The 17,905-nt window shown below is 34.9% G+C and carries 14 protein-coding genes; 1 reads left to right on the forward strand and 13 read right to left on the reverse strand.

The genetic code is table 11. From position 1 onward, the window contains the following. Positions 1–50 precede the first annotated feature (50 nt). From IGL70_RS08980 to IGL70_RS09015, 8 genes are all read right to left on the reverse strand, one after another. A complete protein-coding gene (locus IGL70_RS08980) occupies positions 51–1,475 on the reverse strand; it encodes a lipopolysaccharide biosynthesis protein (RefSeq protein WP_002295413.1) in 1,425 nt (474 codons plus the stop codon). Positions 1,476–1,485: 10 nt separating this feature from the next. After that, entirely contained in the window at positions 1,486–2,457 is a 972-nt protein-coding gene (locus tag IGL70_RS08985) for a glycosyltransferase (RefSeq protein WP_002295415.1), read from the reverse strand. A gap of 65 nt (positions 2,458–2,522) precedes the next feature. Next, positions 2,523–3,347, reverse strand: coding sequence for a LicD family protein (locus IGL70_RS08990; protein ID WP_002295416.1), 825 nt, complete (start codon positions 3,345–3,347; stop codon positions 2,523–2,525). Positions 3,348–3,382: 35 nt separating this feature from the next. Continuing rightward, positions 3,383–4,816 carry an O-antigen ligase family protein gene (locus IGL70_RS08995; RefSeq protein WP_010727878.1) on the reverse strand — a complete coding sequence of 478 codons (1,434 nt, stop codon included), beginning with the start codon at positions 4,814–4,816 and terminating at the stop codon, positions 3,383–3,385. A 66-nt stretch (positions 4,817–4,882) separates the two neighbouring features. Beyond that, complete coding sequence (locus tag IGL70_RS09000; RefSeq protein WP_002295420.1) at positions 4,883–5,854, reverse strand: glycosyltransferase family 2 protein; 972 nt, start codon at positions 5,852–5,854, stop codon at positions 4,883–4,885. Continuing rightward, positions 5,847–6,914 (reverse strand): NAD-dependent epimerase/dehydratase family protein, encoded by a 1,068-nt coding sequence (locus IGL70_RS09005; RefSeq protein WP_002324408.1) that lies wholly within the window; start codon positions 6,912–6,914, stop codon positions 5,847–5,849. Before IGL70_RS09005 ends, IGL70_RS09000 begins: the two co-directional genes overlap by 8 nt. Before the next feature lie 7 nt (positions 6,915–6,921). Beyond that, on the reverse strand, positions 6,922–7,623 hold the full coding sequence (locus tag IGL70_RS09010) for an IspD/TarI family cytidylyltransferase (protein ID WP_002297058.1): 702 nt from the start codon (positions 7,621–7,623) through the stop codon (positions 6,922–6,924). Further along, positions 7,620–8,492: a LicD family protein gene (locus IGL70_RS09015; protein WP_010727879.1), complete on the reverse strand. Its 873-nt coding sequence runs from the start codon at positions 8,490–8,492 to the stop codon at positions 7,620–7,622. The genes IGL70_RS09010 and IGL70_RS09015 overlap by 4 nt, the downstream gene beginning before the upstream one ends. 275 nt (positions 8,493–8,767) lie before the next feature. On the opposite strand from IGL70_RS09015, the gene IGL70_RS09020 reads away from it, so the two are divergent. After that, complete coding sequence (locus IGL70_RS09020) at positions 8,768–10,063, forward strand: ISL3 family transposase (protein ID WP_002296623.1); 1,296 nt, start codon at positions 8,768–8,770, stop codon at positions 10,061–10,063. 120 nt (positions 10,064–10,183) lie between these two features. Here the strand turns inward: IGL70_RS09020 and IGL70_RS09025 are convergent, their stop codons facing one another. The 5 genes from IGL70_RS09025 to IGL70_RS09045 form a co-directional block, all read right to left on the reverse strand. Continuing rightward, positions 10,184–11,224 carry a glycosyltransferase family 2 protein gene (locus IGL70_RS09025; protein WP_010777076.1) on the reverse strand — a complete coding sequence of 347 codons (1,041 nt, stop codon included), beginning with the start codon at positions 11,222–11,224 and terminating at the stop codon, positions 10,184–10,186. Positions 11,225–11,243: 19 nt separating this feature from the next. Further along, on the reverse strand, positions 11,244–12,635 hold the full coding sequence (locus tag IGL70_RS09030; RefSeq protein WP_010727881.1) for a sugar transferase: 1,392 nt from the start codon (positions 12,633–12,635) through the stop codon (positions 11,244–11,246). 293 nt (positions 12,636–12,928) lie between these two features. Further along, a complete protein-coding gene (locus tag IGL70_RS09035; protein ID WP_002324412.1) occupies positions 12,929–15,067 on the reverse strand; it encodes a glycosyltransferase family 2 protein in 2,139 nt (712 codons plus the stop codon). Positions 15,068–15,105: 38 nt separating this feature from the next. Then, positions 15,106–16,692 (reverse strand): class I SAM-dependent methyltransferase, encoded by a 1,587-nt coding sequence (locus IGL70_RS09040; protein ID WP_104765415.1) that lies wholly within the window; start codon positions 16,690–16,692, stop codon positions 15,106–15,108. After that, entirely contained in the window at positions 16,682–17,902 is a 1,221-nt protein-coding gene (locus tag IGL70_RS09045) for an ABC transporter ATP-binding protein (protein ID WP_002289079.1), read from the reverse strand. The genes IGL70_RS09040 and IGL70_RS09045 overlap by 11 nt, the downstream gene beginning before the upstream one ends. Positions 17,903–17,905 lie beyond the last annotated feature (3 nt).

Raw genomic sequence — 17,905 nt, forward strand, 5'->3', positions numbered from 1 at the left:
ATCCTAATCGGACTTACTCTGCATTATTTTATATTTCAATATAGCTTAGCTTAACGATCTTTTAGTAGAGAGCGGAATTCACCAAAGCTAGCAAGGAAGCTGCGATGTACATATAGCAAATAAATCACATAAATCAAGCTATAGATACCTAGACTAATAAAGTCACCGCCAAACCAGATGTTACTAAAGATAAAAGCAATCGTTAGAATCGTTTCTACCAATTGTCTGTATCCAACAGGTAATTTCATTCCACGACAAAGAAAATATTCTGCTAAATTACATCGAAACGCTAGACTCAACAATATCAAGCCTACTGCTAAATTCAAGTTACCTATCACAAATATAATGACTAATGAAGCCACTAATGAAAAGGATAGCGTCATCACATTGACCATCAATATCGTTTTTTCTTTACGCAAGCTCTTTAAATACGTATTGATAAGTAAAGACATTCTTCCTTCATAAATGACGATTGGAAACAAGATTCCCATAAAATTCAGACTTTCCGTATATTCGGGTAGCCACATGGTCAAAACAATTTTTGCTGGGACGTAAAAAATCAATAAACCATAGGTTAAAGGAACAAATAAGTCCCGTAAGATACGGAAGAGTTCAGGGAGTCTTTGCTGATTTGTCCTTCTTAATAATGGAAACATAACAATTCCTACTGCATTGACAAATGTTAGGAACATATTTGAAATACTCAATGTAAAGGATAGTTTACCAAAAGTTTCAATTGACCATCGTTGTTGTACGAAGAATCGAATAGTTCCAAGAATGAGCATGCTAGCAATACTACTCAACATTAACTTACTACCAATATTGATATTATCAAAAATTTCAGGGACAAGTTCTTTTAGACTAATCATATTGACTTGCAACATATCTTTGATTCGAGACATTCCCCAAAGTGTCACGATCAATTTAGAAGCGATATCCATAATGATCAGCCAATAAAAATCTCTGCCGCCTAAAGCAAAGTAAATAGCAATAAACAAGACATAAAGATAGCGATCATTCCTAGAAAGCTGTGCATATTCTTTTATTCGATTCGTCGACTGGAAAATATACAGAATAAAAGTTTTAACGATCGTAATCACTGAAACAACAGCTGTCAATATTAAAATAAGTGATTGGGAACTGTTTGGCATAAAGAAATAAGCCCAAACAACTATAGCTATTGAAACAAAGAACTCAAAAATCGTTAGATACCAAAACTGTGATCCGAGCGAGCGTTTATCAAGTTTATTATATTCTTCCCCTCCTATTTTTAAATAGATTCCATCAATCCATCCAAAATGCAAAAAGCCTACGTATGAAGAATAGAACACATACAACTGCCAATAACTATACTCTGTTACTCCCAATAGTTTTGGTACAAATAAATTAAGCAAGATTGAGATACCTAATGTAGCAAAATTTGCGGCTACTGTATAATAAAGATTTTTTATAACTGATTTTGCTTTAGTATTCATATTGATATCCTCACTTTTTATACTTATGTTTTAGAAGATGATAGATATCAGTTCCAAAATAAAATTTATGTTTGTATTTCCAGAACGAGAAAATAACTGTTCGTATTTTTTCTTTTTCTAACATGTAAATACGCATTTCTAACTCTTTAATCAAATTATCCAGTAATTTTTTCTTTTTGTCATAATCTACTATAGTCACATTATTTATCAAGTAATTTCTGGCAGCTTCAACACGTTGCAATCTTCTTTGCAAAGTCATGAGCCTTTTGTAGTATAATTGCTCTTTATTTGACTGATCTATTTCTTTTTTAAAAGAACTTTGTCCATGTTTTCTCCATTCTATCAACGGTTTTCTCAATAAATATAAACCATTTGTTAGAACCGCGCTCCCCCACATCGACATATCATGAACCGGGTTTTCCATGTTAGACGCATAGAGATTAACTTGTGGGATAAATTCTTTCCTAACTGCATAGACGCACCCTGGTCTTCGGAGAAACAAATTATTCTCATTAAAAATGACTCGCTCTTCTATTTGTTGCTCATTTTTTTCTGTATCAACTTTTTTCAGTTCTTCACATAAACCGCCAAGTTCTACTAATTCATGATAATCCGTAACTAATACTTGAATTTTCTTATTTCTGAAGAGGCTACTCATCTCTTCAATTTTTGTTTCGTGCCAAATATCATCTTGATCACACGTAAATATGATATCCTGGCTAGCTAAATTTAATAAATGAAAGAAATTTTTTCTCCATCCTAGATTTTTTTCGTTAATTTTTAAATGCCAAGTTGATGACAAATTGTTTTTCTCAATAAAACTACTGATAATATCAACTGTATTATCAGTAGAACAATCATCACAAATCAGTACTTCATTGATTTTTTTTGTCTGGCTTAGTAGTGAATCTAATTGTTCCAAGATATTCTTTTCACCATTGTATGTAGCCATTACAACAGACGTACTTAGTTGCTCATACATAAAATTTCACTCTCTCTAATTTTTAAAAATCTGTGGTTTGTATTTAGATAATCAAATCAGTTGGATCACTTTTCATAAAAATCATAAGGATGGTGTGTTACTCGCTCTTTTTCAGGAGGCATTTCCATGTAGTTTCCATAACGCAACTTCAAGAATTTTTTTCTATCTTTGATAGCCATGACTTTATGACCTTCAAATTCTACATCTTCAAATTCATGAAACCATTCTGTTGGAAAAACACCCCAGTTAATATGAATCCATTCCATATAACCACATGTTTTAGTTTCCCCAAAAGGAATACTTTTGGCCATCTCTTGATACTTATCTCTCCAATATCTATCATTTCCTTCTTTTAATAATTTTCGGTGATATGGATACCGCATAATAAGTTTTATTAAAGCTTTTGAAAAATAAAAACTCCGAGCATAGCACCATTTAAATGTGTCCATCAGATTCAAACGATATTGCTCTGTAATTTCTCTCAATTTTTCTCTTTCTTTTTCTGTATCTGGTATTCCATCAATAGGAAATATATCTACAAAGACACCTAAGTCAGGGTCTTCCCCACCAAAATATTGTTTTGTTTTTGCAATTGTATTGGGATCTATAAGTTTCGCAAAAGGGTAGCGATAGTGTGTTCTAGTTTCAAAAGCTAATAACGTATAATTTTCATCTGTTTTCAATAAATCAATCAGCTTGTTGTAGTCTGGCCTTGGCATAACTATATCAATATCATCATCCCAAGGAATAAAACCTTTATGTCTTTCTACCCCAATCAAACTGCCGTAAAAAATTGTATATTTCAACTCATTTTTTCGACAAATCTTATCAATATACATCAAAATATTCACTGCTCTTTGCTGTACCTCTATCATCGTTAATTTTTTCATTTTTGTACTCTCCTAAAGCCGCCTATATCAAACAACTATTTCTTATTACGTAATTTCACTTTCATCAAATCAAAAGTGTGCTGAAGTTTTCCTAAATACAACCAAAAGACAAAAGTTGCTGTACGCCGTGTAAGAACAATTTCTGTAATCAGTAGGCTTGATACCAAAATAACCAGTACAACCTGATTATCAATAATGAATTCAATATAATCTTTATTGTTATTAGAAAAAAGGATTCGAAGAGAATTCACCATTTTAGTGATTAAAAATACTACGAAAATAATCGTTCCTGTAATACCAGTGGCTGCTAGCAAATAGAAAAAGGCACTGTGCGGTGTTTGCCCAGTTCTTGCTATATGAGTCTCAGGAATTTTTTCTTTAGCAACATCTACAAATCCTTTTGGCGTAACTCCGAATAATGGGTTTAACCTCATAAGTTCTGTTGCACTTTTCCATAATTTAAATCGACTATTTGAAATATCCGTATTCTCTTCTACATCGGGTCTTTTAGCAGACAATTTATTATTTTCTGTGTTAGCTGGCGTTCTTTTTTCAAAACTATCTAACATCTTAGGACTGCTTACATGGATTTCATTCCCCAAAAAAATGTAACCGGATTGAACAAACGACACTCCACCATAAGCAATAGCTGAACAGACTATTGCTGATAATAAAGCTTGAACGAGTTTGGTAGCAACAAATTTACGATTTGTAGAATTCTTATATAAATAAACAAAAAAAACACCAAAGAAGGTTGCAGCCATTAATTGTATAATACCTGATCTAGATCCTGAAAGAGCTACATAACTGAATTGAATCAAAGCTATAAACGAGTATAGTGTTCTTTGAATAATTTTTTTATTTTTAATTATGTTTCTTATAGCAAATAATATACAGATTAAAGAAATAGTGCAGGCATAATTTGGATCAACAAAGATACCATATAATCGGTTTTCATAAAATCCTATTCTCATTCCGTAATACAATGTTTTTACAGGCATTGAAAAATTGACGTGTGCGAAAAACAAATACAAGGCAATACTCGTAAGAACTGTCCAAACGATAAGCAAAACATATTCAAAAATTTTAAAAATACGCTGGTTATTTGTTCTTCCAACTTCAAATACACAAAAGAAAAAAATACATTGCCAAATAATAAGTTTGATATTTTCTGTAAATGCATAAGAGTGATTGATTAAAGTAGTTATAACCAATATAACTATAAATAAGACTAACCAGTATTCAATTTGTATCTTCTTTTTTTTTAGTATCATAGGAAAAAAATGACAAAAAAATACTATTCCTGAAAATACAATGATTATCAATGTAAAAATTGAATCAATTTTTGTTGGAAGTGTCGAATAGACACTAACCATTCTTGCTATTAAAACCAACTCGAAAAAAATGATGTATGGTAATGATAGTTTATTCCCTATTTTTTCTATTCGTTCTAAAACATTACTAGACATATGAACCTCCGATAATCTATATTTATCCATGAAATTTAAAAATCTTTTAGTTAAAATCCAACATTGCTATTTATTATTGGCCAATTTTTTTCTTCTCAACTCCACAGGAAATTTATATAAATGAATACTAAATAGCAATAAAAGCATGGAAAGTTTGCGACTTTTCGTAAAAATTCGATTTCTCATAATAAATAGGAAATTATTTCTTAGATAATGAACGATTTTTTTGGTTTCTGGCAAGTTGGTTGCCTTGGCTGTTACGATTTTATCTAAAACTAAAAAATTGGCAAAACAGACTCTTTGGTGCGCAGCTTCTTCAATTTTTTTGCCTCTTCCTCTTAGCTTATTCTCGTTTATCACCCATGCTTCAATGAACTCAAATTGTTTGGCAGAGAATGTTTCCGTATTTATACTATCTAAACGATGATAGTAATAATATTTTTGCTTTGAATCTATTGCTATTTTTTTGCAACGGTCTAAAAGATCAACAATAACAAAAGAATCTTCATGATATTTTCCCTCAGGATAGCGGAGTGTAGAAAACAGCTCTCGTTTGTATAGTTTATTCACAGCATGAACAGAAATAATATTTCCATGTAATATTAATAACAATCCTTCCGTTGCAGTTACCGTTTTTTTGATAGTTGGTTTATTTACTGGTTTTTTCCCCTCATATACATCATATATCCCACAAATAGAAAGATCTGCTTGTTCTTTGACAATGTTGTCGTACAAAAGTTCATACATATCTTTTTCGATATAATCATCACTGTCAACAAAACCTAAATACTTTCCTCGTGCCACATCAATCCCGGCATTTCTTGCACTACTTAATCCGCCATTTTTTTTATGGATAACACGGACACGACTGTCTTTCGATGCATATTCATCACATATTTTACCGCTATTGTCAGGAGAACCGTCATCTACTAATATCACTTCGAAATCAGTAAATGTTTGTGCTAAGATTGAATCTACACATTTTCTTAAATAAGGTTCTACTTTATAGACAGGAACAATAATACTAATCTCACACATTTTGCTTCTCACCTTTAACTAATTCTACTGTGTGTATCAATGATTCTTTCAATTCAAATATTGGATACCAACCATTTTCTTTGATTTTCTTGTTATCAAGTATCGCTGTGCTAGCTTTTGAGAAACCTTTTTGTTCAATCTCATCCGGCAATTCAAAAATTACTTGTTTGCCGCTGATATCAGCTAGCTGTTGGGCTAATTCTTTTAGTCGTAAATCAAAGTTTTCTGAAGAAACGTTGTACGCCTCTCCTTTTTCTCCTTCAAGCAGTAAATGAAGAATAGCAGAAACAGCATCTCCAACATATACATACGAAAAATATTGGTTTCCTTCACTTTTTAAAACAATATCTTTTTGTTCGACTGCATTTAAAATAAATTGTGAGGATGCTTTCGTATCAGATAAAAGCATCGTCGGACCAAACGTACGGCAAAGCCTTGGAATCACGATGTCGAGGTCGTGTTTTGCGATGTAGGCTTGGCATAATGATTCACTGACTCTTTTTCCTTCAGGGTAGCCTGCTCTCAGTGTATTACAATCGATGTATCCACAGTAATCTTCTGTGAATTTTTCTATATCGCCTCGATTTTCGCCATAGATTTCTACTGTTGATAAAAATAATACTCTAACCGGTTGGGTTGCTACTGCATGTTTCAATACTTGCTCTGTACCTGCAAGATTAGTCATGATCGTACCGATTGGATCAGTTGCGTAAGCCTTAGGATGTGTGTTACTTGCACCGTGTATCAAATAGTCAGCTTGAATTTCTTTTGGTAAGGGTTCTGTGACGTCACCTTCAACAATTTCGAAAGTATCTAATTCAAGATAACTGGCAAACCTTTTTTCAAGCTTCTGACGGTTTCTGCCCATTGCATAAACTTTGATTTTGATTCCTAGTTGTTCATTAGCAGCCATCAAAGTATCAATCAAAAAAGAGCCGATCATTCCAGAAGCACCAATCATCAGAACGGATTTTCCATGTAGCTGTTTTATTTTTGGTGTATGATTGATTACTTTTGCCAAATCTTCTTGGTACATTGGTTGTTTAATCAACGTCATCATCTTTCACCTAGTCTTTCATTTTTAAATATGCTTTGAACAATTCTAGATCATCTGTTGTTGTCAATTTGATATTTTTATCAGAACCAGCAGCAAAATATAAAGTTTCTCCCAAATCTACCATCATGGTATTCGTATAAGAAGAATCAGTCATACCGATGTCTTCTTTCACTGCCCGGTCATATGCTGCCCGTAGTTTTCCGTATTGATAAGCTTGTGGAGTTGAGACACGCCTCAATGTGTTACGATCGACATACTGTTCCGTCGTTTCTTCTGTTTTCTTGATAAAAATTTGTTCGTTGTAAGGTAGAGAGGTTACACCGTTACCAAATTCTTTACATTTAACGATTACATCTGACAATACCAGTTCGTCTACTAGTGGACGGATTCCATCATGGATGATGATCGTATCATCATCTTCAGAATAGTCTTTCAAAAACTGAACACCATTATTGATCGACTCTTGTCCTTTTGATCCACCTGTAATGACCCATTTGACTTTGCTAATATTGAATTCTTTGATATACGCCCACATCGTTTCTTCCCAACCAGATTTGCAAACGACTAAAATCCGGTCAACTTGAGGATGGTGTTGAAATGATTCTAAAGTATAGATAATAATAGGTTTTCCTTCAATTGTAATGAACTGTTTTGGGATATCTTGTCCCATTCGTTTACCCACACCACCGGCAATAATAATAGCTGTAATCATTTTTTTTCTGCTCCTTTAGTTAAATAATATTTTCCTTTGTACATTGTGTATGGATGTTCTGGATCAATATAAACTGCTTCATGATGAGAAACCTGATCTTTTTCAGGCGGAAGCTGCATATAGTCACCAAAAACTTGACTTAAATAATTATCATAACCAACTGGTACTGGCATCTCTGTATCTTCGAATGGCACCCACACAGCAGATTCAAAGTCTTTTGCAGGATAAACATTCCCCATATATCGAGGTCCGACACAAAGTTCTGTAACGAAATTCGTTGGATTATCATTGTATTTGGTCATCTGCTTTTCAGCATATCTCCATATTTTATACTTCGTTTTTGCAGATACACTATTTAACAATAGCTTTCCAGCTAATTCCATCGCTTTCCCATGGTTTTGCGGTACTTGCTGACTTCGATAAATCGCATAGATCATTGCCCATATCTTTTGCTTTTTCCGTTCAGTTTGCTTTTCAGGTGCAGTATCTAACGGAAAAATATCTAATTGGATACCATGAGGGATATCTAAATCTTCCTGATACGTTTTGATAAAGGTCGTATGGACGTTACGGATAGTTGTAAAGGAGTTTCGATCATGATTCGTCAGAGCTGGTCTTAATAAAACAAATTTATCTTTTTGTGGACCGGTTTCCCATAATTCAGCTAATCGATCATAATCCCTTCTAGGCATAAAAAAATCTAAATCATCATCCCATGGGATAAAACCTTTATGCCGGATTGCTCCGATTGCGCCGCCACCACAAAAATAACACAACAAATCGTGACTTTTACAAAAATCTACAAAGTATTGTGCCATTTCGAGATTTACTTTTTGAATTTTTTTTAATTCAGGATCTGTACTGTACATTATAGTTGCCTCAACCATTCTTTTATTAATCTTCCCTATTTTCTCATAAATAGAGGCGGTTTTCAATCTTATGCAAATGGTTCTTTCTTTACTGACCGAAAACTGATAGATAAATAGCTATTTTTTGTTTTTAAAAGGGTTGTGACAAAAGAGGCTCTATACTTTTTGATGTTGGTGAACTTCACCAACATCTTTTTTGTATAAAAAAAATATAGAAAAGATACCCTGAAATCCTTTAGAATTAATTTGGCTACCAATTCATAGGAGGATTCAAGATGTCTCATACTCAGCTTATCAAAGATACCCTAAATATTCTAGACCTAAATATCTATTTCGAGGAAAATTGTTTAACTAAAGAAAAATACAAAGGGCAAATTTGCTTGATTTACAAAGGAACTCTTCTGTACAAGCCAGAAGAGTGTTCCCATTGTCTTTGTGTCGTCCCCTCTAGGATCATTCGTTGGGGGACGACAACCGTTCGGTTGTTACTGAATGATGTGTCTGAGTATCGCACTTATCTGGAGCTGAAGAAACAACGATTTAAATGTAAGTCTTGCCAAAGAACATTCGTAGCGGATACCTCTGTTGCTGAAAAACACTGTTTCATTAGTCAAAAAGTTCGTTGGTCTGTCATTGCTCGCTTAAAAGAGAATACTTCCATGACGGAAATCGCTCGTCAGAAAAATATTTCCACTTCTTCGGTCTATCGTGTCATGAAGCGATTCTACCGCCCATTGAATCCTTTCAAACAGACTTTGCCAAAGGTCTTATGCTTTGATGAATTCAAATCGGTTCGAAGTGTTGCCAGTGCAATGAGTTTTATCATGATGGACGGACAAAGCCATGCATTATTGGATATTGTCGAAAATCGACGCTTGCCTTATTTAGAACGCTATTTTTCTCGGTTTTCATTAGCGACTCGTGAAGCCGTTCAATTGATTGTTATTGATATGTATGCGCCTTATGTTTCGTTGGTGAAAAAGCTTTTCCCGAATGCTCAGTTGATCATCGATCGTTTCCACATCGTCCAACATATTGGCAGAACTTTCTTGAATCATCGAGTGAAAGAAACCACGGTACGACTTAAAGGAAATTCCCACTCTCAACGAGGGTTAGGGAAAAAATTGAAGCGCTATTGGAAACTCCTACAAAAAGAAGAAGCAAAGTTAAACTATGAAAAACGGGTTTGGCGTGCCAGTTTTAAAGATTATTTGACTGAAAGTGAGATTGCCGATCGACTGTTAGCTGCTTGTCCCAACTTACGCCAAGGCTATCAGTTATACCAAGACATTCTTTATGCGGTAAAGAAAAGAGATCAGTCACTATTTGAGGATTGTTTAACTAGAGACATTAGCGGTCTGCCAGAAACCTATACAACCACTTTACGAACGTTTAAAAAGTTTCTGCCACAGATCCAAAATGCGCTTCACTACAGCTATTCAAACGGACCATTGGAATGCTTAAACAACCACATCAAAGTATTAAAACGCAATGCGTACGGCTTTCGCAACTTTTACAATTTCAAACTACGAATTATGATTCGTCATGGCAAAACATTTTTAACCAAATAAACAGAACAGAAAGAGGTTTTCTTCTTTCTGTTCTGTCCAAATTATTCTAAGATTTCTCTTTACCAACATCATTTGACAAAGAGCCACAAAAGACAGTCACAACCCCTTATTCCGACTTTTTTAATAAACTCTCTTCAACAATGCCATGATGCTTGGCATTTTCACTTCCACAAAGCTGCCAGCTTTCACCGCAGATAATAAGAGAGGAGCTGGCAAATTATACAGCCATTTTGTTACTTTTTTCGCGCTAGAATCAGTCAATGCAATCTTTTTAGCTTCTTGGATGGCTGGATCATTCAAAATATGCATGGCTTCTTCTCTTTTTTCTTTAGCAGTTCGCTCAGAATTCTCATAAATAGAAAAAATCACAGAGGTTGTTCCTTTTAAAAGAAGAGAAGCCATACCTGGTTTATCTTTATCACTTGTCACGACATTTGCTAATTCATAAAATTCTTTAAAGGTTTCAAATTTATTCGGTTTATATTGGTTGGTTATCCCTTTTCCACCTTCAAAATGATAGATATACTCGATTCTTGGATTCAATACTACTTGCTGACAATGTTCATAATAGTTCAAATTGAAGATACGGTCTTCACAACTGCTGTAATTTTTGAATAAAATCTGTTTTTCCATCAAGATTTCCCTCTTGTAACATTTGTTCCAAACCACATACATCAGCTGTTGATTCATCAGTTGATACATATCATCCACGAACTGTTTATGATCTGTATATTGGTATTCTGGAACAAGATAGTCCTTTTCCGAAATAATTTCTTCCCCGCTTAACGTACGGAATGTAAAAGAACTGATAAGCAAATCTGCTTCAGGATGCTGTTCAAACAACTGCTGATAATCTGCCAAAATTTCTTTGACTGGCTCATCGTCTGCATCGAAAAATAATACATATTTCCCTGTAGATTGCTTGATGCCTTCATTTCGAGCAAGTCCAGGGCCTTGGTTTTCGGTTGTAAAAAGTTGAAAATGACTATCTCCTTGGATAGCTGATTGAATCAGCTGTTCTGTTTTGTCCGTTGAACCGTCATTGACCAAAATCACTTCATATTCTTCGAATGCCAGATTTTTTAAAACTTCTATTGTATGAGCAATCGTGTCTTCTGCATTATAAATTGGAATAATTATACTAAATATCGGATGGCTCATTTCATTTCTTTCCTCCAGCCTAGCGATAAATTTTCTCTTGTGAAAAGTCGATTTCTGCTAATGAACTAATATTTTCATCTTCATCTAGTCCTTGAGATGACATCTTATCAAATAAGATTTTGATTGTTTGAAGTAAAATCTTCAAATCTAATAGTAATGAATATTTTTTGATATACAACAAATCAAAACGTAGTTTACTGTTATAATCTGATACATATTTTCCGTATACTTGTGCATATCCGGTAATTCCCGCACGTACATTGTGTCTTAAATAATAATAAGGATTTTCTTCATTGAACTGATCAACGAAAAATGGTCTTTCTGGCCTTGGACCGACAATCGACATATCGCCTTTCAATACATTAAAGATTTGAGGTAATTCGTCAAAACGTACAGCACGGATAAATTTACCTACTGGTGTCACACGTGCATCGTTACTTTTAGCCAAGACTGGTCCTGATTTTGCTTCAGCTGTCGCGCTCATGGAACGGAATTTATAGATTGAAAATTCCTTTTGATTTTTCGTAATACGTACTTGTTTATAGATGATTGGTCCAGGTGAAGTTGTTTTTACCAAAATCGCTGTGATTAGCATAAAAGGTGAGGCGAGGATCAGTAAAATAAGCGAAACGATGATATCAAAGAGACGCTTGAATAGTTCGTATTCTGGTTGGATTCTGAACCCAGAAGCTTCAATGATGCTTTCATCTTCAAAATTCATAATATTCGGATTTATCATTGTCAGATTCTCAAAAGTCGTATTTAAAAATAACTTCTTCTCTTTTTTAGTCACTAATTGATAAATGCTGATTTTTTCATCTTCTGGGATTTTAGAAGCCAAATAGACGATATCCATATCATCGATCAATTTTTTTGTATTTTCGTAATAATTATCGATTGCCACTGCTTCAACCTTATGTTTATTGTTTTTCTTAGATTGAAAATTTTGGATAGCTGGTGCGACATCTTTCTCCAAACCTACGATAAGGACTTTCTTATCACGACTGACTCTTAAGTACAGTTTGTAAACGACTATCCGGTAAACACTAAGTAATATCGTACCTAGGATAAACGAGATCAAAATGACGCCACGCGGAAATGCAAACCATCGGCCAGCAAAAGTAACTACCATGATCCCCAATGCTATTAGTACTTGTCCAATAACAGTAATGAAGACAATATCACTGATCATTCGGTTATAGAATACATAAGCTCCTAACAAAATATTCAACGCAATAAAGATGATGGAAATAAAAATTGCTGAATGCTGAAAGGTCTCTAAGTTTCTCACTGGTACTTCTCCCTGGAATTTCAGCAAAAAACTAAGATAGATCGACACATTTAATACAAGTACATCCATAAGAATAATGAATATTCTGCGTGCCGCATTCCACTCCCCATTTTTATTCATATATACACTCCTAACCATAAAATAATGCCTCTATCATCTTACCATAGCAAAGTTTAAAAACCTAGTGAATAACCAAATTGTAAAGGAAATTAAAAGAAACGGGGAAAAGCGTTTATTGTCTGTTTATATGTGTATTTCTGCATAACAGAAAGTTGTCTCAGAAGTCCCATCACTTCCTTTATGCTGAACTAGTATTCTCCTGCTAATTCCTTATTCACAAGTTACAATATTCATATAATTAAATTAAAAGAACTGTATTTTCATTAATAAAAATGAAAATACAGTTCTTTTAATCAATCAGGTCTCAACGAAAAATCGCCGATTCCTTCTTTAGTTAGATTATCGTTATAAAATGGGTCATGAGCAATATAAGAAGGCCACTTATCTTGCATTTTTTTGATTTCCCCAGCAAAACGTCTTTGTTTTTCTGGTGTATCTTCATAACCTCTTGATTTAGATTCGAAATGGTACAATTCTGCTTGATGTGCATAGACATTGTAACGACCCAGTTCATAAACTTTCAAGCACAAGTCAACATCGTTGAATGCTACTTCTAATGTTTCATCAAATCCATTGACAGCATTGAAGTCAGCTGCCTTGACCATCATACAAGCTGCAGTGACTGCTAAGTAATTGACGTCAATGACCAATCGGCCGAAATAACCACAATGTGTTCGATCATAGTTATTCAATGCATGCCCTGCAACGCCACCGATCCCTAATAATACACCTGCATGCTGCGTTGTATCATCCGGATAAAATAATTTTGCTCCTACACAGCCGATTCGATCAAACTGTGCATAAGAAACCATCGCTGTCATCCAGTCAGGTTCAATCACTTCTGTATCGTTATTCAAGAATAAAAAGTATTTGCCGTTAGCTTTTTCTGCTGCCAGATTGTTGATACGTGAATAATTGAATGGAATGTCAATTAATTCGACGATAAATCGGTCTTTCAGCTGATGCTTGTATTCTGCAAATAATTCTTGCATTTTAGGATCTGTACTTCCATTATCTGCAATAATGATTTCATAATTTGGATAAGACGTTTTTTCGATGATCGAATCCACACAAGTTTTTAGATCTTCATAGCCATTCTTAGTTGGAATGATCACACTGACCAAGTCTTCTTGCAAAACATCATAAGTGATTTCATAAAAACCAGAAATTCTCCCAGGATGTACGCTTCCCTTGATATTTCTTCTAGATAGAGCATCTGTCAATGCTTTCACTCCAGAATCATAGATGTAGCTTTTAGCTTCTCCATTGCTTGCAGTTGATCCCGGGATCGTCCGCCAGTGATACAAGACACGGTCAATGTGGTAAATGTGTTCTGCAGGAATTTGTTCTGTCACACGAAGAACCAAATCATAATCTTGAGAGCCTTCATATCCTTTACGGAAACCGCCAAGTTCCTTAACAATGCTTGTCCGATATACGCCTAAGTGAGAGATATAATTATTTCCCATCAATGTATCGGGAGACCAGTCTGCTTTGAAGTGCGGGTCAAAGCGATTCCCATCTGCATCGATTTTATCTTCGTCACTGTAGATCAAATCCAGTTCTGGATGTACGTTTAGCACTTTTGCCACTTCATATAAGGCAAATGGAGGTAATTCGTCATCATTATCTAAGAGCGCTATAAACTCTCCTTCTGCCATTTCCAATGCAGAATTAGTTGCCAGACTGATGTGTCCATTTTCTTGTCGGAAAACGACTTTGATTCTATCATCTTTTGCTTGATAGGATTCTAGACACTTTCGGATAGCTGGATCAGTAGAAGCATCATCACTGATACATAGTTCCCAGTGATCATACGTTTGATCAAGTACCGAATCAATGCATTTTTCGAGCCATTTGATTTCAACGTTATAGACAGGCATAAGTATGGAAATCAATGGGCGGTAGGCAAATCCTTGTACTTCTTTCCTTTGCTCTTTCAGATCAGGTTTCTCATGACGACTGATCCATTCTGCATAGTCGATCGATCCTGGTTTCAATTCCAGTTTGACCCGGCGGATTGCTTTTTTTACGCCATGAGTCCTTGCATAATTTATCCCTTTTTTCAGTAATCTTTTTTTTCTTTCCCATGAAGATTCAATGCCGTCATCATAAGGATATTTACCGTTTAATTTCACAGCTATGCCATTTTGATGTCTTGCTGTTTGGAAGTCTAAGATTGCTTTTCCTCTCATTTTCCCTGATAAACGTACCTTAAAACCGCTTTGGGTCTTAACATCAAGATTATATAAATGATTGATATCCAATCTTACGACATGTGTTGCTTCAGCAATCACATTTTCTTTTTCTACCTTTATCGTAGGGATTTCTTTGGTCACTTCATCAATTGCCCAGCCCACAATAAGCAAATCGCCAGTGGCCCGTTCACGAGTGATTTGATCGATAAATACGGCAATTTCTTTTTTTTGCACGATTCGTTTACTCCTTATCTTTATAAGTTAATCATTATTTACATTTCAATGATCCATGATTGACCATTTTGAGCCACTGCTTCAACTAAGAATGAACGTTCCTTCTCGCAAAGGATCCGCAGTTCAAATCCTGCTTTTGCTCCTTCAGCTAGCTGTTTTGCTTGATTGACTTCTTCTCGTAAAACAGGAATTGCTTCAAAAAATGGTGATTGGTCGGCTGATAACTTATAGGACAATGGTTGGCGATCCGAATTAGCGATTCCCCACCCGATGATTTTCAATATCTTTGTTTCTGCATCCCAGATTTTTTCGTCAATACATAGAGAAAGCTCTTTTTCTTGGATTTTTTTCGATGTTTCTTTCTTACGTCGCCCTAATCTATGTTTGATTGTCCATTCATCACTTTCCAACAACGTGCAATAGCGATTTATGGTTGTTTTCAACGTCTGATCTAATCTTGTATTATTCTCAATAAGATGATGATTTTCTCTTTCTAATTCATCATTTTTCTCAGAAAGTTGCTTTGTAACTTCAGCCATTGGACGGATTGTTTCCAGCAATTCTTTCATTGTTGGTGTCAATTCTCCGATAAAACGATAGTGACAATGGATAGTCACTTCTTTCCCTGCAATATCCGTTAAAAAGAACTCTGGTAAATCTTTACCATCAAACAAATAACAATCATTTACTGTTTTGACTACAGCATTTGAATCGATAAATGTGAGTTTTTCTCCAGCAGCTTCTGCGCTGAATTCGATAAAGCTAGGTTGCTGCGCGAAGCGAAACACCATTCGTTCTGCTAATTCTGATACATGGAAACTTAGTGTCTCATTTTCCCCTGTGAAATTATTGAATGGTATTTGTTGAATTATTTCATCTTGTTTCGTTTGCTGGATTACTTCTAATACTTTCACATAATTAGAATTTTGTGGCTGCGCAATGGAACTTTGTGCTACTGGATGTTTCATCAATGAGAAGAAGTATTGGTAGACTTCGCCAAATGGTCGCATTTTGAAATCATAACGTACAGCTTCCGGCAATTCTTCATAAGTTGATTTTAATTCTGTATCACCTACAGCTAAGTACAAATAATCTTCAATATTGATGTATAATCCTGCTTTTTCAAAAACTTTTTGGAAGCCATCATGAGTATAAAAAGAATTATGGGTTTCATCTAGCAAACCATAAGAAGCCCATGGCAATTGATTATTGAACAAATCAATCATGACAGAATTATGCGCCAAGTTAGGGAATGTAATTAGAATTTCTCCTTCTTCATTCAAAAATTTTCTAACTTTCTTCAACGTTTTTCCAGGATCTACCAAATGTTCTAAAACATCGGCAAACAAAACGTAATCAAATGTTTGTCCAGCATAATAGTTTGCCCATTCAAAACTTTCGATATCTCCATAAAATCCATCTTGGGCAAACTCGCTGACAAAATCGAACAATTCCTTATCTAGCTCGACAATGCTCACTTCACATTGTTTTGCTCCGATCAAATGTTTCGTTAATCGGCCGTTTCCAGGACCAAACTCTAAAACTTTACTTCCTGGTTTGATCTGTGCGGCAATTTTTCCCACACTGCTTTGTTCATCTAGGTCCATTTCAAAATCATATTTCATTGCTATGAGTCCCTTCTTCCCATTTATGGTCTAAGACCACGATGCCTTCTCCGATATAAGAACCGCTGACAAACAAGTTCATGTATTTTGTCTTGTATACCAAAGGAACCGTTGCATTTTCTTCAAAGACCGCAACGTCAAAATAATATTCACCAGCTAACAAACCTAACTTTTCATACTCCAGATAAAAGATATTCTCACCTTTTTTCCAAGGGATCTTGATACCATCTAGTAGAGTATTGAGTCCGCACACATAAAAATTGTCGACTGTACGCAGAGCAATTCCTAAAACTGGATTTTTGATTGTATCGTCTTTTACTTCATAGGTTACTTTAACGTATAGTTTTTCTCCTTGTTCCAGCATATCCACTGGATTTTTATCTTTATCCAACAATTCGGCTTTCGTCACGTCTACGATATCTGGAGCTGCGAAGCGTTCTACTTGGTTTTTATTTCGATCTACTGTTTTAACTGATTTTTTCTTCAAAAAGTTTTCGTAATTCGTCGTTACTTCCATCGTATCACCATATTCGACAACTTCTCCATTTTTCAACCAATAGGAACGATCACAAAAACGGCGAATCGAACTAATATCATGAGAAACGAATAAAATCGTTTTTCCCGAGTTCTTAATTTCTGTAAATTTTTCCATACATTTCAGTTGGAATTCAAGATCTCCTACTGCCAATGCTTCATCCACAATCAAAATATCAGGATTCACATTGATCGCTACAGCAAAAGCTAGACGAACGAACATCCCACTTGAATAGGTTTTTACAGGTTGATAAATATGGTCGCCAATATCAGCAAATTCAATGATATCATCGACCATTTCATCGACTTCTTCTCTTGAAAATCCTAGAACCATTCCATTTAAATAGATATTTTCATAGCCAGAATACTCAGGATTGAATCCTGAACCTAGTTCTAGCAAAGCTGAGATTTTTCCTTCGATTTCCATCGTGCCGGATGTTGGTGTCAGTACTCCCGTAATGATTTTCAACATTGTAGATTTTCCCGATCCGTTTTCTCCCACGAAACCGATCATCTCACCTTTTTTTATTTCTACATTCACGTTTTTCAACGCATAAAATACATCATGATAGGATTTCTTAAAAGGATTGAGGGCTTCACGAAATCGATCCGAAGGTTTTGCGTACATATTATAAGATTTTGTGATATCTTTTAGTCTAATTGCATATTCTGTCATAGC

This window comes from Enterococcus sp. DIV0901a (assembly GCF_051711525.1).
Classification (GTDB): Bacteria; Bacillota; Bacilli; order Lactobacillales; family Enterococcaceae; genus Enterococcus_B; species Enterococcus_B faecium.

Excerpts from the sequence above, each read along its gene's own strand:
- IGL70_RS08980 (WP_002295413.1), bottom strand. The coding sequence starts at position 1,475 with ATGAATACTAAAGCAAAATCAGTTATAAAAAATCTTTATTATACAGTA.
- IGL70_RS08985 (WP_002295415.1), bottom strand. The coding sequence starts at position 2,457 with ATGTATGAGCAACTAAGTACGTCTGTTGTAATGGCTACATACAATGGT.
- IGL70_RS08990 (WP_002295416.1), bottom strand. The coding sequence starts at position 3,347 with ATGAAAAAATTAACGATGATAGAGGTACAGCAAAGAGCAGTGAATATT.
- IGL70_RS08995 (WP_010727878.1), bottom strand. The coding sequence starts at position 4,816 with ATGTCTAGTAATGTTTTAGAACGAATAGAAAAAATAGGGAATAAACTA.
- IGL70_RS09000 (WP_002295420.1), bottom strand. The coding sequence starts at position 5,854 with ATGTGTGAGATTAGTATTATTGTTCCTGTCTATAAAGTAGAACCTTAT.
- IGL70_RS09005 (WP_002324408.1), bottom strand. The coding sequence starts at position 6,914 with ATGATGACGTTGATTAAACAACCAATGTACCAAGAAGATTTGGCAAAA.
- IGL70_RS09010 (WP_002297058.1), bottom strand. The coding sequence starts at position 7,623 with ATGATTACAGCTATTATTATTGCCGGTGGTGTGGGTAAACGAATGGGA.
- IGL70_RS09015 (WP_010727879.1), bottom strand. The coding sequence starts at position 8,492 with ATGTACAGTACAGATCCTGAATTAAAAAAAATTCAAAAAGTAAATCTC.
- IGL70_RS09020 (WP_002296623.1), top strand. The coding sequence starts at position 8,768 with ATGTCTCATACTCAGCTTATCAAAGATACCCTAAATATTCTAGACCTA.
- IGL70_RS09025 (WP_010777076.1), bottom strand. The coding sequence starts at position 11,224 with ATGAGCCATCCGATATTTAGTATAATTATTCCAATTTATAATGCAGAA.
- IGL70_RS09030 (WP_010727881.1), bottom strand. The coding sequence starts at position 12,635 with ATGAATAAAAATGGGGAGTGGAATGCGGCACGCAGAATATTCATTATT.
- IGL70_RS09040 (WP_104765415.1), bottom strand. The coding sequence starts at position 16,692 with ATGAAATATGATTTTGAAATGGACCTAGATGAACAAAGCAGTGTGGGA.
- IGL70_RS09045 (WP_002289079.1), bottom strand. The coding sequence starts at position 17,902 with ATGACAGAATATGCAATTAGACTAAAAGATATCACAAAATCTTATAAT.